The following is a 23,317-nucleotide window of genomic DNA, read 5'->3' as shown; positions in this document are numbered from 1 at the left end:
TCAGACGAGCCGCGACTGCTCCAGCGCCGCCGCGACAAAGCTGGCGAACAGCGGATGCGGCTCGAAGGGGCGGGACTTCAGCTCCGGGTGATACTGGACGCCGATGAACCAGGGATGGTCGGCGAGTTCGACCGTCTCCGGCAGCAGCCCGTCCGGCGACATGCCGGCGAAGATCAGGCCGGCCTCTTCCAGCACCGGCCGGTAGTCGCGGTTGACCTCGTAGCGGTGGCGGTGGCGCTCCTCGATCTCGGTCGAGCCGTAGATGTCGGCGATCTTCGAGCCGGCCTTCAGTGCAGCCTTGTAGGCGCCGAGGCGCATGGTGCCGCCGAGGTCGCCCTCGGAGGCGCGGCGCTCCAGCTCGTTGCCCTTCAGCCATTCGGTCATCAGGCCGACGACGGGCTCGGGCGTCGCGCCGAACTCCGTCGAGCCGGCCTTTGCGATGCCGGCCAGCGAGCGGGCCGCCTCGATCACCGCCATCTGCATGCCGAAGCAGATGCCGAAATAGGGAACGTTGCGCTCGCGGGCGAAACGGGCCGCGTGGATCTTGCCCTCCGAGCCGCGCTCGCCGAAACCGCCGGGGACGAGGATGCCGTTGACCCGTTCGAGATAGGGGGACGGATCCTCCTGTTCGAAGACCTCCGACTCGATCCAGTCGAGCCGCACCCGCACCCTGTTGGCGATGCCGCCGTGATAGAGCGCCTCCATCAGCGACTTGTAGGCGTCCTTCAGCCCGGTATATTTGCCGACGATGGCGATGGTCACCTCGCCCTCCGGGTTGCGGATGCCGTCCACCACCTGGTGCCAGCGCTGCAATTGCGGCTTCGGCGCCGGGTCGATGCCGAAGGCTGCCAGAACCTCCGTATCGAGGCCTTCGTGGTGATAGGCGATCGGCACGTCGTAGATCGTCGCGACGTCGAGGGCCTGGATCACCGCCGTCTCGCGGACGTTGCAGAAGAGGGAAAGCTTGCGCCGCTCCTCGGCCGGGATCGGCCGGTCGGCGCGCACGAGCAGGATGTCCGGCTGGATGCCGATGGCCCTGAGCTCTCGGACGGAATGCTGGGTCGGCTTGGTCTTCAGTTCCCCGGCCGTCGGAATGTAGGGCATCAGCGTCAGATGGACGTAGATCGCGCCGCCTCGGGGAAGATCGTTGCCGAGCTGGCGGATCGCCTCGAAGAAGGGCAACCCCTCGATGTCGCCGACCGTGCCGCCGATCTCGCAGAGGACGAAGTCGTAATCCTCGTTGCCGTCGAGGACGAATTCCTTGATCGCGTCGGTGACGTGCGGGATCACCTGGACGGTGGCGCCGAGATAGTCGCCCCGCCGCTCCTTGGCGATGATCTGCTGATAGATCCGCCCGGTGGTGATGTTGTCCATCTTGTTCGCCGAACGCCCGGTGAAGCGCTCGTAATGGCCGAGATCGAGATCGGCCTCGGCGCCGTCGTCGGTGACGAAGACCTCGCCGTGCTGGGTCGGGCTCATCGTGCCCGGATCGACGTTGAGATAGGGATCGAGCTTTCTCAGCCGGACCCGGTAGCCGCGGGCCTGCAGGAGAGCACCCAGAGCCGACGAAGCGACGCCTTTCCCCAGAGAGGAAACCACGCCGCCGGTGATGAAGATGTATCGCGCCATGGGCCTTCCCGATAACCCCGCCAGGGCGATTCTGCCAGTCACAATTCGCGTGGAAAAGCGATTGGCGCTTCGCGCCACGTTGCAAGACGTCGAAGATTCGGCCGGCCTTTGCCCAGCGAGCGCGCGCCCGAGAGGGTGTCGCGATCATGCCGGAGAAGTGCCGAAAATCGAAAATGGGGCGCCGGCGGGCGCCCCATCGTCACGTTCGATCCCGAGCGATCGCCGCAGCCGTCGCTACTGCGTCGTCGACGTTCCCGAGGCGGGCGGCTGCTCGCCGGCCGGAGCAGCCGCCTCGCCGGTGCCGGTGGATGCGGCGCCGTCCGTGCCCGTGCCGGCCGGCGCGGCGGGCGTCGTCTCGGCGGGAGCGATTTCGGCCGGCGCGTCGGGCGCGGTGCCGGCCGCAGGCGCGGCCGGGTCGTTCGCCGGTGCGGAGGCGTCATCCGGGCCGACGTTGCCGTCGTCGGTGCGCGTCGTGCCAGCGGGCGGCGCCTCGACGGGGGGAACCGTCGTCTCATCGGCCCCCTGCGGCGTATCGCCGGCCGGATTGGCGGGGACTGGCTCGACGGCGGGCGCCGCCGTGTCTGCGGCTCCGTCGGACGGCGCCGCGGCAGGCGCTGGCGAACCGCTCGCTGCCGGAGCCGCGGGCTGCGCCGCACCTTCGGCCGCCGGCGTCTCGCTGTTCGGCTCGCTCGCCCCGTCGATCAGCGACGGGCTCGGCTCCTGCGCGCCGCTTGCGGGCGCAGTCGTCGATCCGGCAGCGGCAGGCGCCTCGCCGGCCGCACCGTTCTCCGAACCCGGCAGACCGCCGAGCTGATCGAGCAGGCTGCGGTCGTCGCCCCCGGGCTGGCCATTCTCGGCAGGCAGGGTGTTGAGGATGTCCGTCGGCTGGGTCCCGTAGCGGGCCAGAAGGCCGAGGGACAGCGAGGTGACGAAGAAGCCCGCCGCGAGGATCGCGGTCGTGCGTGTGAGGGCATTGGCCGCGCCGCGCGCCGACATGAGGCCGCCACCGCCGCCGATGCCGAGGGCTCCACCTTCCGACCGCTGCAGAAGCACCACGATGACGAGCGCAACGACGATCATCAAGTGGATGATGATGAGAATGGTTTCCATCGAACTTTCGTTGAGGGTGTTCTTAGAGGAATTTTGCGCCTTCTACAGAAGGAAGCGCCGTATTCCAACCGGATTCCGCGTCAAGCCTCGGACGGCGGACACGCCCGGCATATCGCCACGAAGTCCTCGCCCTTCAAGCTCGCCCCGCCGACCAGCGCGCCGTCGACATTGGCGACGGCGAGAAGTTCGGCCGCGTTGCCGGGTTTCACCGAGCCGCCATAGAGCAGGCGGATACCGTCGGCGATGCTCGCGCCGAACCGGTCCGTCAGTTGCCGCCGCAGAAAGTGGTGGACCTCCGTCACGTCGCCGGTCGTCGCCGTTCGGCCCGTGCCGATCGCCCAGACGGGCTCGTAGGCGACGACGGTGTTCGTGGCCGTGACGCCGTCGGGCAGCGAGCCGGCGAGCTGACGGGAGAGGACGTCCAGCGTCTCGCCCGCCTCGCGTTCCGCCTCGGTCTCGCCGATGCAGACGATCGCGGTGAGCCCGGCACGCCAGGCCGCCAGCGCCTTCGCCCGCACGTCCGCGTCGCTTTCGCCGTGGTTCGCACGGCGCTCGGAATGGCCGACGATGACGTAGGTCGCCCCGAGATCGGCCAGCATCTCGGCCGCGACGTCGCCGGTATGGGCGCCGGAGGCCTCGGCGTGACAGTCCTGGCCGCCGATCGCCACCTTGCCGAACAAAAGGCCGGCGCTCGCCGAAACGAGGGTGGCCGGCGGGCAGATCAACAGGTCCTTGCCCTTCCCCGCCTCGCCGGCGGCTCCGGCAACGACCTCGAGTTCGGTCAGGTGGCGCAGGAGGCCGTTCATCTTCCAGTTGCCGGCGATGAGTGGTCTGGGCGTCATGGCGTTGGAATTTCCTCCCGCGGTCGCGTTTCTCAGGTTTCGCCCGCACGATCTCGCGCGCCGATCGCGGGCGGCGCGACCATCGGGGATCGATCGGCGAAAATCAATCGCGGCGGATCGCTTGCGCCCCTTGCCGCCTCTTCACTAATAAGGCGATGCGCGCGACGCTCGCCGCCATGAGGTCTGCCAACGATGCGAAGCGGCCGGAACAGGCCCGCCGCCAGGGAGGAAAGACGACGATGCTCGAAACCATGCGCAGGAGCGTTTCCGGCTGGACGGCGAAGATTCTCCTCGGCCTCCTGGTCCTCAGCTTCGCGATCTGGGGCATCGGCTCGTCCTTCACCGGCGGCCTGTCCCGGACGGTGATTTCGGCCGGCGAAACCGAGGTGACGCCGAGCGAATACGCCTTTGCCTATTCGCAGGCGATGAACCGCATCTCCCAGCAGATCGGTCGCCGGATCACCACCCAGGAGGCCGCGACCTTCGGCGTCGACCAGGGCGTCACGAGCCAGCTGATCGCCGGCGCCGTCCTCGACGAAGAGAGCCGCGAGCTCGGCCTCGGCGTGTCGGACGAAAGGCTGGCGCGCGTGATCGCCGAGGATCCCGCCTTCCATGACGGGAACGGCAGCTTTTCGCGTTCGACCTTCCAGGCGATCCTTCGCAATGCCGGGATCAACGAGAACGATTACATCGCCCGCCAGATGAACGTCGCCCGTCGCGGCCAGCTCGTCGACGCCGTCGCGAAGGATGCGACGACGCCTGAGACCTTCCTCACCGCGCTCGGGCTCTACAACGGCGAGCGGCGGACGATCGACTATCTGGTTCTGACGGCGCCCGAGGCGTCGAGCATCGACGATCCGTCGGCAGACCAGCTTTCCGGCTATTTCGACGAGAACAAGGCGCGCTATGCCGCGCCGGAATACCGCTCGATCGCCTATGCCGAGGTGACGTCGCAGGCGCTGGCCGATCCGAAGACCGTCACCGACGCCGAAGTGAAGGCCGATTACGAAGCCCGCAAGGCGAACTACACCACCCCGGAACGGCGCGGCGTCCAGCAGATCGTCTTCGCCGACAAGGCCGCGGCCGACGCCGCCGAGGAAAAGCTCGGCGCGGGAGCGAGCTTCGAGGAGGTCGCGAGGGACGCCGGGCGCACGCCCGCCGACATCGATCTCGGCACCGTGACCAAGGCGGCGATTCCCGACCAGAAGGTCGCCGATGCGGCCTTTGCGCTTTCGGAAGGTGGCGTCTCCGACGTCGTCGAGGGCCGGTTCGGTCCGGTGCTCCTGAGAGTGACGAAGATCGAACCCTCAGGCGTCGAGCCGCTCGCCGAGGTCCAGGATCAGATTCGCAAGGACCTCGCTCTGGCAAGGGCCGCCGATGCCGTCGATGCGGCCTACACCGCCTATGAGGACGCCCGCGGCGGCGGCGCCACCTTCCAGGAAGCGGCGCAGCAGGCGGCAATTCCGGTCAAGACCGTCGCCGCCGTCGATCGCAACGGCAACGGCCCCGACGGCGAGGCGGTCGACATGCCGCAAAAGTCCGACCTTCTCGCTGCCGCCTTCGACAGCGAGCCGGGCATCGACGCGCTTCCGGTCAACGTCGATCCGAGCGGCTACGTCTTCTACGACGTCGCCAGCGTCGATCCCGCCCACGACCGGACGCTCGACGAAGTGCGCGAGAAGGTGGTCGCCGACTGGAAGCGCGAACGGGCGAACGAGCAGCTCGACGAACGGGCGGCCTCGCTCGAAAAGGCGGTCGAGGGCGGCAAGTCCATCGCCGACGTCGCCAGGGAGGAAGGCATTGAGGCGCGGACCGCCTATGGGATCACCCGCCAGTCGGGCGTCGCCGAACTCGGGCGGTCCGGCGCCGAGGCGGCCTTCTCCGGCCCGTCGGGCGACGTCGTCACCGCGTCCGGCCGCGAGCCTTCGACGCGCCTGCTGATGAAGGTCGCGGAGGTCTCGCCGCCCGCCGATCCGGCGAGCAACGTCAGTTCCTCGCAGCGCCAGCAGATGGCCGGCATGCTGGAGAACGATCTCTACCAGTCCTACGTGACCCTGCTGCAGAACGAATATCCGGTGCGCGTCAATCCGAACACGCTCGAACAGGCAAAGGCGCTGGCGCGATGAGCCAGACCCTGAAGCCCTTCATCGCCAAGGCCGCCGACGGCCACGCGCTGACCCGGGAGGAAGCGACGACCGCCTTCCAGGTGATGATGAGCGGCGAGGCGACGCCCTCGCAGATCGGCGGCCTCCTGATGGCCCTGAGGGTGCGCGGCGAGACCGTCGACGAGCTGACCGGCGCCGTGACGGTGATGCGGGCGAACATGGCCCGCGTCCTTGCCCCGGAAGGGGCGATCGACATCGTCGGCACCGGCGGCGACCATGCCGGCACCTTGAACATCTCGACCTGCTCGGCCTTCGTCCTGGCCGGCTGCGGCCTCGTCGTCGCCAAGCACGGCAACCGGGCGCTGTCGTCGAAATCCGGCGCGGCCGACGTGCTTTCGGCGCTCGGCATCGACGTCGACCTGAAGCCCGACCAGATCGGCCGCGCGATTGCGGAGGCCGGGCTCGGCTTCATGTTCGCCCCGACCCACCATGCCGCGATGCGCTTCGTCGGCCCCTCGCGCGTCGAGCTCGGCACCCGGACGATCTTCAATCTCCTCGGCCCGCTCGGCAATCCGGCCAGCGTCAAGAAGCTTCTCGTCGGGGTGTTCTCGCCGCATTGGCTGCGGCCGATCGCCGAGACGCTGTTGGCGCTGGGCACGGAGGCCGCCTGGGTGGTCCATGGCGACGGCCTCGACGAGATGACGCCGACCGGCACGACCCATGTCGTCCAGTTGAAGGACGGCGTCATCAGCGAGTTCACCGTCGACGCCGAGGAGGCCGGCGTCGGCCGCTGGACGCTGGCCGATCTGAAGGGCGGCGACGGCAGCTACAATGCCGCAGCCCTCCAGTCGGTCCTGAAGGGCGAGCCCGGCGCCTATCGCGACACCGTGCTCCTCAACGCCGCCGGCGCGCTGGTGATGGCCGGAGCCGCCCCGGATCTTCGCGCCGGCGTCGCCACTGCGGCCGAGGCGATCGACACCGGCAAGGCGCTGGACGCGCTGCAGCGGCTCGTCAAGGCGACCCAGGCCCTCGGCAAGGACAACCGATGACCGACATTCTCGCCAAGATCCGCGACTACAAGCTGGAAGAAATCGCCGCAGCCAAGGCGAAGATCCCGCTCGCCGAACTGGACGCGCGGATCGCCGACGTGGAGCCGCCGCGCGGCTTTCTTCCTGCGATCGCCCGGACGATCGAGGCCGGGGATCTGGCGCTGATCGCCGAGATCAAGAAGGCCAGCCCCTCCAAGGGCCTGATCCGCGAGGACTTCGATCCGCCCGCCCTCGCGGCGGCCTACGCCGCTGGCGGCGCCACCTGTCTTTCGGTCCTCACCGACGAGCCGTCCTTCAAGGGCCGGCCCGAATATATCGGGCAGGCGAAGGCGGCGACCGGCCTGCCCGTGCTGCGCAAGGACTTCCTCTACGATCCCTACCAGGTCGCCGAAGCGCGCGCCTGGGGCGCCGACGCGATCCTGATCATCATGGCGGCGGTGTCCGACGACGTCGCCCTCGCTCTCGAAGCAACGGCCGAGCGCTACGGCCTCGACGTCTTGGTCGAAGTCCACGACGAGGCCGAGACCGAGCGGGCGCTCCGCCTGTCCTCGCCGCTGATCGGCATCAACAACCGCAATCTCAAGACCTTCGAGACCACCCTCGAAACCGCCGAGCGGCTCGCCAGTCTCGTTCCGGACGATCGCATCGTCGTCGGCGAGAGCGGCATCTTCACCCATGCCGACTGTCTGAGGCTCGCCGAGCACGGCATCCGCAGCTTCCTCGTCGGCGAGAGCCTGATGCGCCAGGACGACGTCGCCGACGCCACCCGCGTTCTCCTCGGCGCCCCCCGCCGGGCCCTCGTCGAGCGGACCGCACGATGAGCGAGGGCACCGCCGAAGACGGACCGCGTCTCACCCATCTCGACCCATCCGGCAAGGCGGCGATGGTCGACGTCGGAGACAAGGCCGAGACCGAGCGCATCGCCGAGGCCGAGGGCCTCGTCGTGATGCAGCCGGAGACGCTCGCTTTGATCGAAGGCGGCGAGACGAAGAAGGGCGACGTCGTCGGGGTCGCCCGGATCGCCGGCATCATGGCGGCCAAGCGGACGCACGAGCTGATCCCGCTCTGCCATGCCCTGATGCTTTCCAAGATCGCCGTCGAGATCACGCCGGAGCCGGCCCTTCCCGGGCTCAGGGTCACCGCCACGGCAAAGCTCACCGGCCGCACCGGCGTCGAGATGGAGGCGCTCACCGCCGTCTCCGTCGCCTGCCTGACCATCTACGACATGGCAAAGGCCGTCGACCGGACGATGGAGATCACCGCCATCCGGCTCGTCTCCAAATCCGGCGGTCGCTCGGGGGATTTCCGCAGGGAGGCAGGCACGCCATGAGCCTGATTGCGGTCGAGGAGGCCCATCGACGGCTGATGGCGGCGACCGAGCCGGTCCGCCGCACGACGCTCGTGCCACTGCGCGAAGCGGCCGGCCGCATCCTTGCCGAGGATGTGCTCGCGAAAAGGACGCAGCCCGGCTTCGACGCCTCGGCGATGGACGGCTACGCGCTGCGCGCCGAGGACACGCGGGCGCCATTCCGGGCTCTCGCCGTCGTCGGCGAATCGGCGGCTGGGCGGGCCTTCGATGGCCGGATCGGCCCCGGCGAGGCCGTCCGCATCTTCACCGGCGCCCCGGTGCCGGAGGGCGCCGACGCCATCCTCATCCAGGAGGATGCCGAACGCAGCGAAGACGGCGCGCTGATCCCGCAGGAAGGGGTCTCTCCCGGCCAGCATATCCGCCCGGCCGGGGTCGATTTTTCCGCCGGCACGGTGCTTCTTGCCAGGGGAACGCTGCTGTCCCCCGGCGCCGTCGCGCTCGCGGCCAGCGGCGGCCATCCAGAGATCCTCGTCCTCGACCGACCGAAGGTCGCGGTGCTCGCGACCGGCGACGAGCTGGTGCCCCCCGGCGCCGACGTCGGCCCGTCCCAGATCGTCGCCTCGAACGGCTACGGGGTCGCCGCCCTCGTCGAGGCGGCCGGCGGAACCGTGGTCGACTGCGGCATCGCCCCGGACGACGACGCGGAAATCGCCGGCCATCTCGACCGCGCGCTCGCCGAGGGCTGCGACTGCTTCGTCACCATCGGCGGCGCCTCGGTCGGCGACCACGACCTCATCGGCAAGGTCTTCGAAGCAAAACGGGCGGAGATGGCGTTTCTCAAGGTCGCCATGCGACCCGGCAAGCCGCTGATGGCCGGCCGGATCGGCGACATGCGCCTCGTCGGGCTGCCCGGCAATCCGGCCTCCTCGATGGTGGCGGCGACGCTGTTCCTCGCCCCCCTCGTCGAGCGCCTCGCCGGCCGCCCGGAGAGGCCTATGACCCGCGCCGCCATCCTCGGATCGGACGTCCCGGAAAACGGCCTGCGAACCGATTTCATGCGCGCGAGGGCCGTCGTCGACGCAGACGGAACGATCGTCGCCACGCCGCTGCCGCGCCAGGACTCCTCGCTCCTGTCCATCTACGCCGCCGCCGACGTGCTGCTCATGCGCCCGCCGCACGCGCCGGCCGCGCGCGCCGGCGAAAGCTGCCGCATCGTCGATCTCTCCTGACGGCACGCCCCGACGGTCGAAGCGGCGAAGCTCTCCGAAAAGGGACTTGCGGAACACAACTAGAACAGATAGGTTTGTTCAGGTTTTGTTTTTAGAGGTCCCCCATGCTCACGCGCAAACAGCACGACCTTTTGTTGTTCATCCATGAACGGCTGAAGGAGAGCGGGGTGCCTCCCTCCTTCGACGAGATGAAGGACGCGCTGGATCTGCGGTCGAAATCCGGCATCCACCGTCTGATCACAGCCCTCGAGGAACGCGGCTTCATCCGCCGGTTGCCGAACCGCGCCCGGGCTCTCGAGGTCCTGAAGCTGCCGGATTCGATCCGCAATCCGCGGACGGCCGGGACCGCCAAACCCGGCTTCACGCCGAGCGTCATCGACGGCGGCATGCGGCCGGAGGCGGAGGAAAGACCCGTCGCGGCGGCCGCTCCGCGCCGTCCGGCGGCCGTCGCCGCGCCGCGGCAAAATCACGTTTCCGGCGAACGCGCGGTGGCGGTGCCGGTGATGGGGCGAATCGCCGCCGGCGTCCCGATCTCGGCGATCCAGACCAACACCCATTCCATCCAGGTGCCGCCGGAAATGCTCGGCTCCGGCGAGCACTTCGCCCTCGACGTCAAGGGCGACTCGATGGTCGAGGCCGGCATTCTCGACGGCGACACGGTGGTCATTCGCCGGATCGACACCGCCTCGCCGGGCGACATCGTCGTGGCTCTCGTCGACGACGAGGAAGCCACGCTGAAGCGCTTTCGCCGCCGGGGCGACACGATCGCGCTGGAGGCGGCCAACCCCGCCTACGAGACCCGCATCTTCGGCGCCGACCGGGTCAAGGTACAGGGCCGGCTGGTCGGGCTGATCAGGCGGTACTGAGACGTCCGTCCCGATCACCGGGCGGAAGCAGAGTTCGAGTTCGGCTCCTCGTCGGGTGCGGCCGGCTTCTTCCAGTATTCCGGCCACGGCGCGAGGCGGTGTCGGTTCCAGGGTTGCGGATCGGCGGGGACGGATCTCAGCGGGACGGCGCGGCCCGTCTGCACATCGCGGGAAAAGGCCAGCGAGCCGGTTCGACGCAGCGTCCGCAAGGTGACGAGAGCAGCGCCGGAGCGGCATGTCTCCAGACGGATCGCCCGGGCGACGATGGCGATGTCGCCCCCGTCGCAGGCCTCGCCCGTCCGCCGGTAGTCGCTCGTCCAGACGACACGTAGGCCGTCGCGGGTCTGAAAGCGGCAAAAATCGCGGTCGCAGGGGGGCTCGATCCGCGCGGGTGCGGGCGCCGCGGCATCGCCCTCGCCTGGCGGCGGTTCGCTCCCGAAGCTGCGCTCCCACTGGTCGGCGACGAAGCCGTTCCGGCGGGCTTGGAGATAGCCGATGGCGCCGTCGGCTGCGAAGGTCGCGACGGTCTTGCCGTCCTCATGGACGAGGAGCTGCGGCAACGGGCTCGTGTCGCGGATGGTCAGAAGGCCGACGACCGCCAGTGGAAACGCGACGAGGCGCAGGCGGCTGGCAAACAGCGCTGCGGCGAACAGCGCCGCTGTGAGGAAGACGACGCCCGCACCCGCGATGGGCCCGGTGCTCCGATCCGGCAGGACGCCGTAGAGCCATTCGGAGATGGCGAGCACGAGGTCGACGCCCCGGCCCATCAGGTAGAACGCCCACGCGTCGAGGCCGAAGGGCATCAGCAGCGAGCCGACGAGGCCGAGCGGCATGATCAGAAAGGTGAAGAGCGGCAGGGTGAGGACGTTGGCGACGAGGCCGAAGGGAGCGACGCGGTGGAAGTGGTACGCGGCGTAAGGGGCCGTCGCCGCCCCGGCGATGATCGAACTGGCGACGATGCCGAGGACGGTGCCGCCGGCGAGCCGCAGGAGCCTCATGGCGAGCGGACGCGGCACGGACGGAGCTTTTCTCTCCTGCCAGCGCGCCAACGCGCGGTATCCCGCGACGAGGGCGAGCGTCGCGGCGAAGCTCATCTGGAAACTCGCCGTCGTCACCATGTGCGGCGCGACGACGACGACGATGAGGGCGGCAAGCGAGACGTTGCGGATGGTCAGCGCCGGCCGATCGGCGATGACGGCGACGAGCATCACCGCCAGCATGACGAAGGCGCGCTGGGTGGCGACGTTGGCCCCGGACAAGAGGAGATAGAGGGCGGCGACGACGAGAGCCGCGACGGCCGCCGCCTTCTTCACCGGATAGCGGAGCGCGAGCCCCGGAACGAGTGCCAGCGCCGAGCGGACGACCAGCAATGCGGAGCCGGCGACGATGGCGAGATGCAGGCCGGAGATCGACAGGACGTGGGCGAGCCCGACGCCCCGCAGCCAGGTCTCGGCGTCCTCGGAGATGCCGGCGCGCTCGCCGGTGACGAGTGCGGCGGCGATGGCGCCCGCCTCGCCGCCGCCGGCTGCTTCGGAAATCCGGGCGGTCATCGTGCCGCGCAGCCGTTCGAGGCCGAGGGAAAGAGCCTCGACGACGCCAGCTGGCGGTGGCGGCGACAGCCCGTCCGTCGGGGCGTCGTCCGGCCGTCCGAGGGAAAAGCCGATCGCCCCGACCCCGTCGAAGAAGGGCTGGTAGGCGAAATCGTGGCGACCGGGGGCAGCCGGCCCCGAGGGCGGACCGATCCGCACCAGGCCGTAATAGGGATCGCCGGGCGATTTTGGGGCATGCTTCGCGCCGACCAGGATCCGCGCGCGCCGTGGCGGCCGGGACAGGACGGGACGCACCGTGCCGGTGATCGCGACGACGTAGCGCATTCGGCCCTTCTCGTCGCGGGAAACGGACAGCACCCGGCCGGCGATGCGCGTCGTCGCGGTGCCGGATATGATCGTCGTCTCCGATCGTTCCGCAAAGCCGATGGAGACGAGGACGCCGGCGAGGAGACCGACGAGCGCCAGGAGGATGGCCCTTCGCACCGGCAGGGCGGCGGCGCGAAGGGCGAGAGCGGCGAACAGGGCCGCCACGGCGATCGTCGCCCAGACGTTGGGGCGCCAGTCGATGGCGAAGACCGCCGCCGCGCCGGCGATCAGCGCGACGGGCAGGATATGAAAGCCGGAGCGATGCGCCGCCTCGACCGCGAACTGGCGGGCGAACCATGCCGTGACCGCGTCGCGCCAAGTCGACCCGCCCTGCCACGCGCCGCCGCCGTCGCCCGCTTCGTCGCCGTCGCTCGCCCCGCCCGGTCCGCGCAGCAGACGCAACAGCCGGCCGGCGGCGTCCGCAACCTCCCCCGGGCGCTGCCGCCCTTGCCTCAATGGCGCCTGCGGCAACGGCCGTTCCGCCTCTTCTTGCACCTCGACGCGCCTATGCTACACAGCCGGCGCACGAAAGCGACGCTCACGACGCGGCGCCTCGCGAATTTCTGAAGGAATGGAGCCACAATGGCGGACGCCGTCGTCACCCGCTTTGCCCCCTCCCCGACCGGTTTCCTCCACATCGGCGGCGCCCGCACGGCGCTGTTCAACTGGCTCTATGCCCGTGCCAAGGGCGGCAGGATGCTGCTCAGGATCGAGGATACGGACCGCGCCCGCTCCACCGAGGCCGCCGTCCGGGCGATCATCGAGGGGCTCGACTGGCTCGGGCTTTCGGCGGACGAGCCGCCGGTGTCGCAGTTCGAGCGGTCCCCCCGCCACCGCGAAGTGGTCGAGGAGATGATCGCGCGGGGCTCCGCCTACCGCTGCTACACCACCCAGGCCGAGCTCGAAGCGCTGCGGGAGAAGGCGCGCGCCGAGAAGCAGCCGCCATCCGTCGCGACGCGGCTGTGGCGCGATCGCGATCCCGCCGAGGCGCCCGAGGGCGTCCCCTCCGTCGTGCGTCTGCGCGCGCCGCTCGAGGGCGAGACGATCGTCCGCGACGAGGTGCAGGGCGACGTGCGCTTCGCCAACAAGGACCTCGACGATCTCGTCCTTCTGCGCTCGGACGGCTCACCGACCTACATGCTCGCCGTCGTCGTCGACGATCACGACATGGGCGTCACCCACATCATCCGCGGCGACGACCACCTGACGAATGCCGGCCGCCAGACGCTGATCTACCGGGCGATGGGCTGGGACGTGCCGGTGATGGCGCACATTCCGCTGATTCACGGGCCGGACGGGGCGAAGCTGTCGAAGCGCCACGGCGCGCTCGGCGTCGAGGCCTATCGCGAGATGGGCTACCTGCCGGTGGCGCTGCGCAACTATCTGGTCAAGCTCGGCTGGGCCCATGGCGACGACGAGATCATCTCGCCCGAGCAGATGGTCGCATGGTTCGATCTGCCGCAGATCAACAAGGGCGCGGCGCGCTTCGACTTCAAGAAGCTCGAGGCGATCAACGGCCACTGGATCCGGGCGAGCAGCGACGGCGACCTCGTCGACATGCTGATGGAAAGCCGCGACGTCCTGCCGAACGGCTCGATCCTTCGGAGCGCCGACGAGGAAACCACCCGAGCCAAGCTGGCCGAGGCGATGCCGGGGCTGAAGGAGCGGGCCAAGACGCTGATCGAACTCGCCGACGGCGCCGCCTTTCTCTTCGCGGAGCGCCCGCTTTCGCTCGAAGAAAAGGCCGAGACGATCCTCGCGGACGGTGGCCGCAAGGTCGTCGCCGATCTCCTGCCGCTTTTCGAGGCAGCCGGGTCGTGGAGCGCGGAGACCCTGGAGACGATCGTCCGCGACTATGCGGAGCACGCCGGAATCAAGCTCGGCAAGGCGGCGCAACCGCTTCGTGCGGCGCTCACCGGACGCACGACGTCGCCCGGCGTCTTCGATGTTCTCGCCGTTCTCGGGCGGGACGAAAGTCTTGCCCGGCTGAAGGATCAGGCCGGCTGACCGGCCGCCCCTCATATTGCGCCGCACCAAGCTTCGGCGCATAACTTGTCGTACTCCAGCCTTTGGAGTAGGCAGGACGTGGCTGAAACGTGTGCGCTGCGAAAAACGCATTCGTGGTCGCGATTCATGAAAGGACTACGCATGACAGAACAGTCGGCGAAACTCAATTTCGGATCGACGGAAGCCGGTCTGGCGATGCGTAGCGGCACCCTCGGTCCGGACGTGATCGACGTCACCACCCTGTACAAGCAGGGCGGCGTGTTTACCTACGATCCCGGGTTTTCCTCGACGGCGTCCTGCGAATCCAAGATCACCTACATCGACGGCGACGAGGGGATCCTGCTCCATCGCGGCTATCCGATCGACCAGCTGGCCGAGCGCGGCGACTATCTCGAGACCTGCTATCTGCTGCTCTACGGCGAACTGCCGACCCAGCGGGAGAAGGACGACTTCGTCTACCGCGTGACGCGGCACACGATGATCCACGAGCAGATGAGCCGCTTCTTCACCGGCTTCCGGCGCGACGCCCATCCGATGGCCGTGATGTGCGGCTCGGTCGGTGCGCTCTCGGCCTTCTATCACGATTCGACCGACATCGCCGATCCGCATCAGCGGATGGTGGCGAGCCTGCGCATGGTCGCCAAGATGCCGACGATCGCGGCGATGGCCTACAAGTACCACATCGGCCAGCCCTTCGTTTATCCGCGCAACGACCTGTCCTACGCGGAGAACTTCCTGCACATGTGCTTCGCCGTCCCCTGCGAGCCCTACCGGATCAATCCGGTTCTCGCCCGGGCGATGGACAGGATCTTCATTCTGCATGCGGACCACGAGCAGAACGCCTCGACCTCGACGGTGCGGCTCGCCGGCTCCTCGGGCGCCAACCCGTTCGCCTGCGTCGCCGCCGGCATCGCCTGCCTCTGGGGCCCCGCCCATGGCGGCGCCAACGAAGCGGCGCTCAACATGCTGATGGAGATCGGCTCGAAGGACCGCATCCCCGAATTCATCGCGAGAGCCAAGGACAAGAACGATCCGTTCCGCCTGATGGGCTTCGGCCACCGGGTCTACAAGAACTACGATCCGCGCGCCAAGATCATGCAGCAGACCTGCCACGAGGTGCTCGACGAACTCGGCATCAAGGACGATCCGCTGCTCGAGGTGGCAATGGAGCTCGAACGCATCGCCCTGACGGACGAATACTTCGTCGAGAAGAAGCTCTATCCGAACGTCGACTTCTACTCCGGCATCACGCTGAAGGCGCTGGGCTTCCCGACGACGATGTTCACGGTGCTCTTCGCCGTGGCGCGCACCGTCGGCTGGATCGCCCAGTGGAAGGAGATGATCGAGGATCCGCATCAGCGGATCGGCCGGCCGCGCCAGCTCTACACCGGCGCGCCGATGCGCGACTACGTCTCGCCCGAAGAGCGCGACTGATCGCCTTTCCCGCCGGCGCACCTATCTTGCGATCGCATGATGACGGGCCTCGCCGACCAGCGGGGCCCGATCGTTCGAGTGGCGGTCCGATCGGTGCGATCGGCGAAGAAAGACGCGCAGATGATGAAGATCTGGGGCCGGAACAACTCCTCCAACGTCCGCAAGGTGCTCTGGTGCGCCGAGGAACTCGGGCTCGCCTATGAGCGGGTCGAGGCGGGCGGCACCTTCGGCGTCGTCGATACGGCCGAATACGAGGCTCTCAATCCCAACGGCCGCGTTCCGACGCTGCAGGACGGCGATCTGACGCTGTGGGAATCGAATGCCATCGTCCGCTATCTCGCGCGCGCCTATGGCCAGCCGCCCTTCGCGCCCGCCGATGCCGCGGCCTGGGCGTCCGCCGACAAATGGATGGACTGGACCTCGACGACGCTCGGCGGCCCGTTCCGCGACGTCTTCTGGAACGTCGTGCGGATGACGCCGGAGACCCGCGACGAGGCGGCCCTTGCCAGCGGCCTCGAAGCCTGCGGAAAGCTCCTCGCCATTCCCGAGGCCGAACTCGGCAAGGCGCCGTTCCTGTCCGGCGACGCGTTCGGCTTCGGCGACATCCCCCTCGGCAGCGTCGCCTATGGCTGGTTCGAGATGCCGATCATCCGCCCGGAGCTTCCGAACCTCTCCGCATGGTACGAGCGACTGAAGCAGCGGCCGGCCTATCGCAAGGGCGTGATGACGCCGCTGACCTGAGATTGCGGCGTTTGGAGGGGGTTTGCGACAGTCAGCCCGCTCAAGACGCGATCGGTCGAGCCGGGCGCGTTGCAGATGGCCCGGGATCGGCCGCGACGAGAGCCGAATCCGGTGGACGGCGGCATTCGCCGATTCGCGCGCCCGATTGGAATTACTCAAAACTACTTCTCAGTCACTGGCCCTACCGAAGCAGCTCGGCGCCGATTTCTTGCCGGACCGGCGACTTTGTGACCCCGAATCAGCCGACATAAGTTGACGCGTGTCGTCATGTTTCCATAAAGGAGGCCTGAGGGACGAGGACGATCGGCGCGATGGAACGCTGGTGGTCCGTGTTCGCCAACATCCAGGGACGGTCGGTCCACATGCGTTTCAGTTCAGCCAATCTCCTGCGGCCAGCGGCGAGGCTTTTTCTTGCCCTGTCCCTGGCGGCCCCCATCGGCCTGGCCGCGGCACAGGAGCCGGCATCTCCCCCGCCTGGCGGCGAAGCCCCGTCGCAGACGCAGGGGCGCGTGATCCCGGGCGATTCGAATGGTTCGGAGGCGCGTGCCCCGCAGGCGACGCCCTCGCAGAGCCCGGCGCCTGCAGACGCAGCGCCAACCGGAGCCAGCCCGGCGGCTCCGGCTGCAGCGGACGATCGTCCCGCAGGAGCGCCCCCGGCCGATGATGCCGCCCCCTCCGCAGGCAGCGCCGCGTCCACAGGAACGGCCGCTCCGGCCGGGGACGCATCGTCCGCAGATGCTGTCGCCCGGCCGGAGGCCACACCGGCTTCGGGCGAGGAAGCGGTTGCAGACGGCGCCGCTTCGACGGAAGGCGAGCCGGTGCTTTTCGAGGAGCCGCGGGACACCAAACTGCCGCACGACCTCTCCCCGCTCGGCATGTTCCTCGCCGCCGACTGGGTGGTGAAGGGCGTGATGGTCGCGCTCGCGCTCGCCTCGCTGGCGACCTGGACGATCCTCCTGGTCAAGGGCTTCGAGGTGTCCGGCGCCAAGTGGCGGGCACGTTCGGGCGTCAAGCGCCTGGCCGGGGCAGAGTCGCTGCAGGCTGCGATCGGCGACGAGAGAAACGCCGCGCGCTGGCGCGGCCCCGTCGGCACCCTCGCCCGCGCTGCCGCCCAAGAGTGGCGGCGTTCCGGAAAACTTTCGGCCGAAGGCGTCAAGGAGCGCGTCGCCATGGCCCTCGGCCGGATCGAGGCGAACGCGGCCCGCTCGCTCAACCGCGGCACCGGTATCCTCGCCACGGTCGGCTCGATCGCCCCCTTCGTCGGGCTGTTCGGCACGGTCTGGGGCATCATGAATTCCTTCATCGGCATCAGCGAGGCGAACACCACCAATCTCGCCGTCGTCGCGCCCGGCATCGCCGAAGCGCTGCTCGCCACCGCCATCGGCCTCGTCGCCGCGATCCCGGCGGTGGTCGTCTACAACGTCTTCGCCCGCGCGATCGCCGGCTACCGGGCGATCCTGTCGGACGCCTCGGCGCTGGTGATGCAGCATCTGTCGCGCGATCTCGAGCGGCAGGAAGCGTCGCGCCGCGGCGCCATGCCGCTCGCAGAGGCTGCGGAGTAGACGCGATGGCCGTGAAACTCGGTGGCGAAGACGACGACGGCGGCGAGGTCTCCGAGATCAACGTCACGCCCTTCATCGACGTGATGCTGGTTCTTTTGATCATCTTCATGGTGGCCGCACCGCTCTCGACGGTCGACGTGCCGGTCGACCTGCCGACCTCGAACGCGCCGCCGCAGGAGCGGCCGGACGAGCCGGTCTATCTGACCATCCAGGAAGACCTGTCGCTGAGCCTCGGCGAAGCCGAGGTGGCGCGCGAGCAACTCGCAAGCCGTCTCGACGCGTTGACGGAACGAAACCGCGACGAGCGCATCTTCCTGCGCGCCGACGGCTCCGTCCCCTATTCCGACATCATGGAGGTGATGAACGCGCTGAGAAGCGCCGGCTACCTCAAGATCGGTCTCGTGGGCCTCGAGGATCCGGCGCGGTCGGAGGCGGCCGCCGCCGGTCCCGCCGCCCGACCCGCACCGAGCGGAACCGAGCAGTAGGCCGACATGGCGCGCCGCACGAAGGAACCATCGACTGCGAACCCGTTCGCCGGCCATAGCCGCCGGCGGAGCGGCGAACGCTGGCTGATCGCCGGCCTCGCGGTGCTCGTCGCCCACGGTGGGGCAGCCTACGCACTGATGAACACCGTGCCCGAGGCACCACCGCAGGGTGCCCAGGAGGCCGTGCTGATCGACCTCGCGCCGCCTGCCGAATCGCAGGATTCGCAGTCCGTCGAGGATGCCGCTCCGGCGCCGGAAACCGTCGAGACGCCGGACCCGGCACCTTCGGAGCCGGAAGCCGAAGCGCCGGAAACCGCCGCACCTCCGGAGCCCGAGCCGGAGCCGGTTCAGCCACCCGAGCCGGAATTGCCCGAGCCCGAGCCCGTCCAACCGCCGGAGCCGGTGCAGCCGCCCGTCGAGGAACCGCAAGCGGTTCAGCCTGAGGAGGCGGTGGCACCGCCGGAGCCCCAGCCGGAGCCCGTGCCCGAGGTGGAGGAAACCGTCCCTCCCCCGGCCGATGCGGTGCCGCTTCCCGAGCCTTCGCCGGAGGTCGAGGAGCCGGCGGAGCCGGAGCCGGACACGGCCGCACTTCCGCTGAACGTTCCGCTGCCGACCGCCCGGCCGACGCCGCCGCCGGTGCGCGAGGCCTTGCGGGAAAAGCCCAGGGAGACGAAACGGACGGCGCCTCGCCGGGCCGAAGCCAAGAAGCCGGCGCCGAAGCGCGAGCAGGCCCGCCAGCGGCGCTCCGCGCAACCCTCGGTCGCCTCGCGCGGCCAGAGCCGCCGGCAGGCCTCGCAGGGCGCCAGCGTTTCGCGCGCGGCGCTGGCGCGCTGGCAATCGCAGGTGCAGGCCCGGCTGAATCGCTACAGCCGCAGCTTCTCGGGCCGTGGTTCGGGAACGACGCGGATCGCCTTTGCGATGGACGGCAACGGCCGCGTGACGAGCGTTCGCGTCGCCGGATCGAGCGGCAATTCGACCCTCGACGGCCTGGCGGTGCAACTGGTGCGGCGGGCGAGCCCCTTCCCCGCCCCGCCATCGGGCAACCGGGTCTCGCTGACCGTTCCGGTGCGGATCCGCTGAGGGCGGTCGAACTTCCCCGGGCGACGGGCCGTCGGACCGGCAGAAGGCCGACGGGCGAAACGGCGGGCACGCCCCCCCCCCCCCCCCAGAGGCGCGTCTACCCGGCGATTGCCTTGGGAGCGTCGTGGGCCAGCAGCTTCAGCGCGTACTGCTCCTCGAAGGCACTGGCGGTCATCGGTCTGCCATAGAGGTAGCCTTGCCCTTCGGCCGCATAGTCTCGCATCAGGTCGGCCTGCTCCTCCGTCTCGATGCCTTCGGCGATGACCGTGAGATCGCAGCCCTTCGCCATCCTCGCAATGGCATCGACGATCGCCTGGTCCTTGCGGCTCCACTCGATTTCGCGCACGAAGGAACGATCGACCTTGAGGCGGGTGATGGCGATTTCCTTCAGCATCGTCAGCGAGGCGTATCCCGTCCCGAAATCGTCGAAGGCGATGCCGACCCCCATCGACCGCAGCTTGTCGAGATGCGAGATGGTGGCACCCTCGTTGCGCAGGATGATGTTCTCCGTCACCTCGAGCTCCAGAGCTTCGGGCGGCAGGCCGCATTGGGCGAGCGTCTCCTTTACCGTCTCGACGAAATTCGGGGATCGCAACTGCGCGGCGAACAGGTTGACGCCGATCCGGAAATCGCTCAGGCCCGCAGCCCGCCACCGCGCAGCCTGGCCGCACGCCGTGGACAGGATCCAGTTTCCGACCGGAATGGCCATGGGCCCGGCTTCGAGAACGGGCAGGAAGGCCGCGGGGCTCAAGACGCCGCGATAGGGATAGTTCCAGCGGATCAACGCCTCGGCGCCGACGAGGGAGCCATCCCGGAGCTTGACCTGGGGCTGGTAGTACAGCTCCAGATCTCCGTCCTCGAAGGCGTCCTGCAACTCCATCGCGGTGGTGGCCCGGTCGTTCGCCGCCCGTCTGAGATCATGGGTGAAGAGGCGTGCGCGGCCGCGACCGCTCGCCTTCGCGGCGTAAAGCGCCAGATCCGCGTTTCGCAGCAACTGCTCGACGGATGAGTTCCCATCGGACAGTTTGACGCCGGCGCTGGCCGAGATGTGCGTCACCTGATCGCGCAGGAGGATCGGTTCCTCGATGGCCCGGATGGCTCGTTCGGCGATGGCGGTCGCCCGCAGCGGGTCGGCGCAATCGGGCAAGAGCACGGCGAATTCGTCGCCGCTCAGCCGCGCCGACTCCCAGCCCTCGTCGAGGCAGTTCGAGAGCCTCTCGGCGACGACTTTCAGAACCTCGTCGCCGCCTGAATGGCCGAGGCTGTCGTTCACCGCCTTGAACCCGTCGAGATCGAACAACAGGAGCGCAAAGTGCGCCTGCGTAGCCCGATGACGGGCGACGCGGTCTTCGAGGACACCGTGAAAGCGCTCCCGGTTGGCGAGTCCGGTCAGCGTATCCGTAAAGGCGAGCCTCCTGATCTTCGCTTCGCTGCGCAACCGTTCGCGCTGGTCGCGGAAGGCAACGACCGTCTGCGTCTGCCGGCCGAGGACGAATTCGCGGCGCAACACCCGAACGGGCACGGACTGGCCGCCGGGCGCTGCGAGGACGCCGTCGATCTCCTCGCCCTCGGGAATATCTTCCAGCGCCACACCGGGCAGGATGTCCGTGAAATTCCTGCCCTCGAGATCCTGACGCCTTCGGCCCGCCAGTCGCGCCAGCCCTTCGTTGACGGAAAGTGCAATGCCGTTTTCGCAAATCGCCAGCCCCTCGAGCGCGAGATTGGCGAGTTCGCCGAGCCGCAGCCGATCTTCCCGCAGTTTCGCCTTCGCCCGCAGGGTGAGGCTCAAGGCGAAGAGCGCGACGCCGAACAGTCCGATGCTCATAGCCGCCACGAGCGGCGCGATGAACTCCGGTTCCAGCGTCCTCGGCGGGAGGGTGACGCGCGGGTCGTAGGAGAGCTGGAGGGCGGCCATCCCGCAAATGTGGAGAGCCGCGATCGCCAGGATCAGCAGCGGGGCGGCTGCCGGGCGTATTTTCCGGTTCCGTTCGCCGGCACACATCAGGGAGAGGCTGAACAGCGGAAGCGAGGCGAGGATCGAGAATGCGACGAGGCCGGCATCCCAACTGACGTGCCCCCTGACGACATAGGCGGTCTGGCCGACATAGTGCAGACCGACGACGCCCAGTCCGAGAACGAAACCGCCCGTGAGACGGCGCAGTCTCGATTGGCGGCCAATCGCGATCAGCATGCCGGCGGAGATACCGAGGGTGCCCAGAACGAGCGACAGGCCGCTCAAAATCGGCTCGAATCCGGCCGGCATTCCTGGCCGGAAGGCCAGGAGGGCGATCATATGCGTCGCCCAGGCCGTGCAGCCGGCCGCCACGAGGCCGGTGATCGCCAACCGCATGCGGGTCTTGCCCAAGGCACGCCCGGCGTGACGTGCGACCGAGAACGCGCCGTAGACGCCGATCGAGCAGACCAGCGCGGACAGCAGCAGCAGCCACGTTTCGTGGCCCGTCGTCAGACAAGTGATTATCGGCCGCATCGTCACCTCCAGCGAGGCAACATTAAGCGTTAGAGATTAAGTGCCTGTTATGCGGGGGGCTTCATTTTCCCGGAATGGGCGCGCGCGATAACCCCTGCAGGAAGGCCCCGGTCGGTCGCGCCGTGTCGTGTCGTGTCGTGGGCCTGGCATACGCATCGCCGACGCGGAACTGGGAGGTCGCCGCGCCTGTCGACGGATGCTTGCGACGCTCGGACCCCTCGGCGCGGCTCACGCCGGGATCGCGCGTCTCGCAAGGAGCCTGTCCGGCGGGCGGCCCCCGCCCGACGGCCGGGCGGCGATCCACGGCTTTCGACGCTCGTGTCGAAGCAGGTCCGCGATACGGCGGAAAGGACGGACGGCACCGTTCGACCCATGAGGCCGATGCCGAGCAGCCGGTGTCATCGCACCTGATCGAGCAGCCGCTTGCATTCGAGGAGATCGAGCAGCACCTGATCGAGGGTTTCGATGCTGTCGCGCGGCAGGCGCTGTTCCTCGCCGCCGTCGCGATCACGCCGCAGGAAGCCGCCGAGGGCGCGTGGCCGCGGCCGGGCGGCCGGTCTCGCATCCTCCGCCTGGACGGCCGGCCCGACCGCCGCCACCGTCTCCGGTTCGGGATGGATGAGATCGAGATCGTCGACCTCGGCCGGCGGCGCTTCGGCAGGCATGTCCGGTCCGTCCTGCCCCGTCGATGCGGCGAGATCGTCGAGCCCGGCGAGATCGCCGGAGCCGATCGCCATGACGAAGCGGCTGCCGTTTTCCTTGAGCAGCCGCTGGACGCCCTTGATGGTGAAACCCTTGACGTAAAGCAGGTAACGGATGCCGCGCAAAAGCTCGACGTCGTCCGGCCGATAATAGCGCCGCCCCCCGCCGCGTTTGAGCGGCCGGATCTGAGCGAAACGCGATTCCCAGAAGCGCAGCACGTGCTGCGGCAAATCGAGTTCTTCTGCGACTTCGGAGATCGTCCGAAACGCGTCCTCACCCTTGTCGGACATCAACCCAGCACCGGAACTTCAGACCTTCTTCGCGCTCATTCGGCGGCGCGCATGAGCTCCAGCCCGGTGCCGGACTCCGCACGCTTGCTGTGGGCTTCGAGGATGCGGTCCTTGAGGACGTTGGACGGCTTGAAGACGGCGACGCGGCGCGGCGAGATCGGCACTTCCTCGCCGGTCTTCGGATTGCGGCCGACGCGTTCGTTCTTGTCGCGCACGAGAAACGAGCCGAAGGATGAAACCTTCACCGACTCGCCCTTGGCGATCGTCGAGCAGATCTCCTCGAGCACCATCTCGACGAGTTGCGCGGACTCGGTTCGGGACAAGCCGATTTTCCGGAAGACCGCTTCGGCGAGATCGGCCCTGGTGAGTGTCCTGTCCCCCATCCTCGTCCCCTGGTCTTCTGGTGAAGAGCCTCGCGGCCGAATGGCCCCGATTTACCGCTTACTTTTTCGTTACTCTACTGAAACCGCCAT

At 68.8% G+C, this 23,317-nt stretch carries 19 protein-coding genes; 12 read left to right on the top strand and 7 right to left on the bottom strand.

Going from position 1 to position 23,317, the window contains the following annotated elements; all coding sequences use genetic code 11:
• The 3 genes from LZD57_RS07255 to tpiA form a co-directional block, all read right to left on the bottom strand.
• Complete coding sequence (locus LZD57_RS07255; protein WP_233718906.1) at positions 1-1,629, bottom strand: CTP synthase; 1,629 nt, start codon at positions 1,627-1,629, stop codon at positions 1-3.
• A gap of 234 nt (positions 1,630-1,863) precedes the next feature.
• A complete protein-coding gene (gene secG, locus LZD57_RS24230) occupies positions 1,864-2,739 on the bottom strand; it encodes a preprotein translocase subunit SecG (RefSeq protein ID WP_420844765.1) in 876 nt (291 codons plus the stop codon).
• 80 nt (positions 2,740-2,819) lie between these two features.
• Positions 2,820-3,581 carry a triose-phosphate isomerase gene (tpiA, locus tag LZD57_RS07245; RefSeq protein WP_233718905.1) on the bottom strand — a complete coding sequence of 254 codons (762 nt, stop codon included), beginning with the start codon at positions 3,579-3,581 and terminating at the stop codon, positions 2,820-2,822.
• Between the two features lie 239 nt (positions 3,582-3,820).
• Here tpiA and LZD57_RS07240 point away from each other — a divergent pair, with 239 nt between their 5' ends.
• From LZD57_RS07240 to lexA, 6 genes are all read left to right on the top strand, one after another.
• Positions 3,821-5,707, top strand: coding sequence for a peptidylprolyl isomerase (locus LZD57_RS07240; protein WP_233718903.1), 1,887 nt, complete (start codon positions 3,821-3,823; stop codon positions 5,705-5,707).
• A complete protein-coding gene (gene trpD, locus LZD57_RS07235) occupies positions 5,704-6,735 on the top strand; it encodes an anthranilate phosphoribosyltransferase (RefSeq protein WP_233718901.1) in 1,032 nt (343 codons plus the stop codon). Before LZD57_RS07240 ends, trpD begins: the two co-directional genes overlap by 4 nt.
• Complete coding sequence (gene trpC / locus LZD57_RS07230) at positions 6,732-7,556, top strand: indole-3-glycerol phosphate synthase TrpC (protein WP_233718899.1); 825 nt, start codon at positions 6,732-6,734, stop codon at positions 7,554-7,556. Before trpD ends, trpC begins: the two co-directional genes overlap by 4 nt.
• A complete protein-coding gene (moaC, locus tag LZD57_RS07225; RefSeq protein ID WP_233718897.1) occupies positions 7,553-8,065 on the top strand; it encodes a cyclic pyranopterin monophosphate synthase MoaC in 513 nt (170 codons plus the stop codon). The genes trpC and moaC overlap by 4 nt, the downstream gene beginning before the upstream one ends.
• A complete protein-coding gene (locus LZD57_RS07220) occupies positions 8,062-9,273 on the top strand; it encodes a molybdopterin molybdotransferase MoeA (protein WP_233718896.1) in 1,212 nt (403 codons plus the stop codon). The genes moaC and LZD57_RS07220 overlap by 4 nt, the downstream gene beginning before the upstream one ends.
• Before the next feature lie 104 nt (positions 9,274-9,377).
• Positions 9,378-10,139 (top strand): transcriptional repressor LexA, encoded by a 762-nt coding sequence (gene lexA, locus LZD57_RS07215; RefSeq protein ID WP_233718894.1) that lies wholly within the window; start codon positions 9,378-9,380, stop codon positions 10,137-10,139.
• A gap of 14 nt (positions 10,140-10,153) precedes the next feature.
• On the opposite strand, the gene LZD57_RS07210 is transcribed toward lexA, so the two are convergent.
• Positions 10,154-12,526: a ComEC/Rec2 family competence protein gene (locus tag LZD57_RS07210; RefSeq protein WP_233718892.1), complete on the bottom strand. Its 2,373-nt coding sequence runs from the start codon at positions 12,524-12,526 to the stop codon at positions 10,154-10,156.
• Between the two features lie 111 nt (positions 12,527-12,637).
• Between LZD57_RS07210 and gltX the strand changes: the two genes are divergently transcribed.
• The 6 genes from gltX to LZD57_RS07180 all read left to right on the top strand — a co-directional run bounded on the left by gltX (position 12,638) and on the right by LZD57_RS07180 (position 19,364).
• On the top strand, positions 12,638-14,062 hold the full coding sequence (gene gltX, locus LZD57_RS07205) for a glutamate--tRNA ligase (RefSeq protein WP_233718890.1): 1,425 nt from the start codon (positions 12,638-12,640) through the stop codon (positions 14,060-14,062).
• Positions 14,063-14,203: 141 nt separating this feature from the next.
• Positions 14,204-15,496 carry a citrate synthase gene (gene gltA / locus LZD57_RS07200; RefSeq protein WP_233718889.1) on the top strand — a complete coding sequence of 431 codons (1,293 nt, stop codon included), beginning with the start codon at positions 14,204-14,206 and terminating at the stop codon, positions 15,494-15,496.
• 120 nt (positions 15,497-15,616) lie between these two features.
• The gene (locus LZD57_RS07195; protein WP_233718887.1) at positions 15,617-16,237 is read left to right on the top strand and encodes a glutathione S-transferase family protein; all 621 of its coding nucleotides are present in this window, start codon (positions 15,617-15,619) and stop codon (positions 16,235-16,237) included.
• Positions 16,238-17,055: 818 nt separating this feature from the next.
• Positions 17,056-17,799 (top strand): tonB-system energizer ExbB, encoded by a 744-nt coding sequence (exbB, locus tag LZD57_RS07190; RefSeq protein ID WP_233718886.1) that lies wholly within the window; start codon positions 17,056-17,058, stop codon positions 17,797-17,799.
• Positions 17,800-17,804: 5 nt separating this feature from the next.
• Positions 17,805-18,284, top strand: a complete 480-nt coding sequence (gene exbD / locus LZD57_RS07185; RefSeq protein ID WP_233718885.1) for a TonB system transport protein ExbD — start codon at positions 17,805-17,807, stop codon at positions 18,282-18,284.
• A gap of 6 nt (positions 18,285-18,290) precedes the next feature.
• Positions 18,291-19,364 carry an energy transducer TonB family protein gene (locus LZD57_RS07180; RefSeq protein WP_233718884.1) on the top strand — a complete coding sequence of 358 codons (1,074 nt, stop codon included), beginning with the start codon at positions 18,291-18,293 and terminating at the stop codon, positions 19,362-19,364.
• A gap of 97 nt (positions 19,365-19,461) precedes the next feature.
• Here the strand turns inward: LZD57_RS07180 and LZD57_RS07175 are convergent, their stop codons facing one another.
• From LZD57_RS07175 to LZD57_RS07165, 3 genes are all read right to left on the bottom strand, one after another.
• Complete coding sequence (locus LZD57_RS07175) at positions 19,462-21,852, bottom strand: bifunctional diguanylate cyclase/phosphodiesterase (protein WP_233718882.1); 2,391 nt, start codon at positions 21,850-21,852, stop codon at positions 19,462-19,464.
• 398 nt (positions 21,853-22,250) lie between these two features.
• Positions 22,251-22,844: a MerR family transcriptional regulator gene (locus tag LZD57_RS07170; RefSeq protein ID WP_233718880.1), complete on the bottom strand. Its 594-nt coding sequence runs from the start codon at positions 22,842-22,844 to the stop codon at positions 22,251-22,253.
• A gap of 35 nt (positions 22,845-22,879) precedes the next feature.
• Positions 22,880-23,227: an integration host factor subunit alpha gene (locus LZD57_RS07165; RefSeq protein WP_233718879.1), complete on the bottom strand. Its 348-nt coding sequence runs from the start codon at positions 23,225-23,227 to the stop codon at positions 22,880-22,882.
• Positions 23,228-23,317 lie beyond the last annotated feature (90 nt).

It is taken from the genome of Jiella avicenniae, assembly GCF_021390325.1.
GTDB lineage: Bacteria > Pseudomonadota > Alphaproteobacteria > Rhizobiales > Rhizobiaceae > Jiella > Jiella avicenniae.
The sequence above is the reverse complement of the archived record's forward strand: the minus strand, read 5'-3'. Positions and strand labels throughout refer to the sequence as shown.

What these genes read in the sequence shown, in the direction of transcription:
- LZD57_RS07220 (WP_233718896.1), top strand. Translation starts at nt 8,062, where the DNA reads ATGAGCCTGATTGCGGTCGAGGAGGCCCATCGACGGCTGATGGCGGCG.
- lexA (WP_233718894.1), top strand. Translation starts at nt 9,378, where the DNA reads ATGCTCACGCGCAAACAGCACGACCTTTTGTTGTTCATCCATGAACGG.
- trpC (WP_233718899.1), top strand. Translation starts at nt 6,732, where the DNA reads ATGACCGACATTCTCGCCAAGATCCGCGACTACAAGCTGGAAGAAATC.
- LZD57_RS07180 (WP_233718884.1), top strand. Translation starts at nt 18,291, where the DNA reads ATGGCGCGCCGCACGAAGGAACCATCGACTGCGAACCCGTTCGCCGGC.
- LZD57_RS07165 (WP_233718879.1), bottom strand. Translation starts at nt 23,227, where the DNA reads ATGGGGGACAGGACACTCACCAGGGCCGATCTCGCCGAAGCGGTCTTC.
- gltA (WP_233718889.1), top strand. Translation starts at nt 14,204, where the DNA reads ATGACAGAACAGTCGGCGAAACTCAATTTCGGATCGACGGAAGCCGGT.
- trpD (WP_233718901.1), top strand. Translation starts at nt 5,704, where the DNA reads ATGAGCCAGACCCTGAAGCCCTTCATCGCCAAGGCCGCCGACGGCCAC.
- LZD57_RS07240 (WP_233718903.1), top strand. Translation starts at nt 3,821, where the DNA reads ATGCTCGAAACCATGCGCAGGAGCGTTTCCGGCTGGACGGCGAAGATT.
- LZD57_RS07255 (WP_233718906.1), bottom strand. Translation starts at nt 1,629, where the DNA reads ATGGCGCGATACATCTTCATCACCGGCGGCGTGGTTTCCTCTCTGGGG.
- tpiA (WP_233718905.1), bottom strand. Translation starts at nt 3,581, where the DNA reads ATGACGCCCAGACCACTCATCGCCGGCAACTGGAAGATGAACGGCCTC.
- exbD (WP_233718885.1), top strand. Translation starts at nt 17,805, where the DNA reads ATGGCCGTGAAACTCGGTGGCGAAGACGACGACGGCGGCGAGGTCTCC.
- secG (WP_420844765.1), bottom strand. Translation starts at nt 2,739, where the DNA reads ATGGAAACCATTCTCATCATCATCCACTTGATGATCGTCGTTGCGCTC.
- moaC (WP_233718897.1), top strand. Translation starts at nt 7,553, where the DNA reads ATGAGCGAGGGCACCGCCGAAGACGGACCGCGTCTCACCCATCTCGAC.
- LZD57_RS07170 (WP_233718880.1), bottom strand. Translation starts at nt 22,844, where the DNA reads ATGTCCGACAAGGGTGAGGACGCGTTTCGGACGATCTCCGAAGTCGCA.
- LZD57_RS07175 (WP_233718882.1), bottom strand. Translation starts at nt 21,852, where the DNA reads ATGCGGCCGATAATCACTTGTCTGACGACGGGCCACGAAACGTGGCTG.
- LZD57_RS07195 (WP_233718887.1), top strand. Translation starts at nt 15,617, where the DNA reads ATGATGAAGATCTGGGGCCGGAACAACTCCTCCAACGTCCGCAAGGTG.
- gltX (WP_233718890.1), top strand. Translation starts at nt 12,638, where the DNA reads ATGGCGGACGCCGTCGTCACCCGCTTTGCCCCCTCCCCGACCGGTTTC.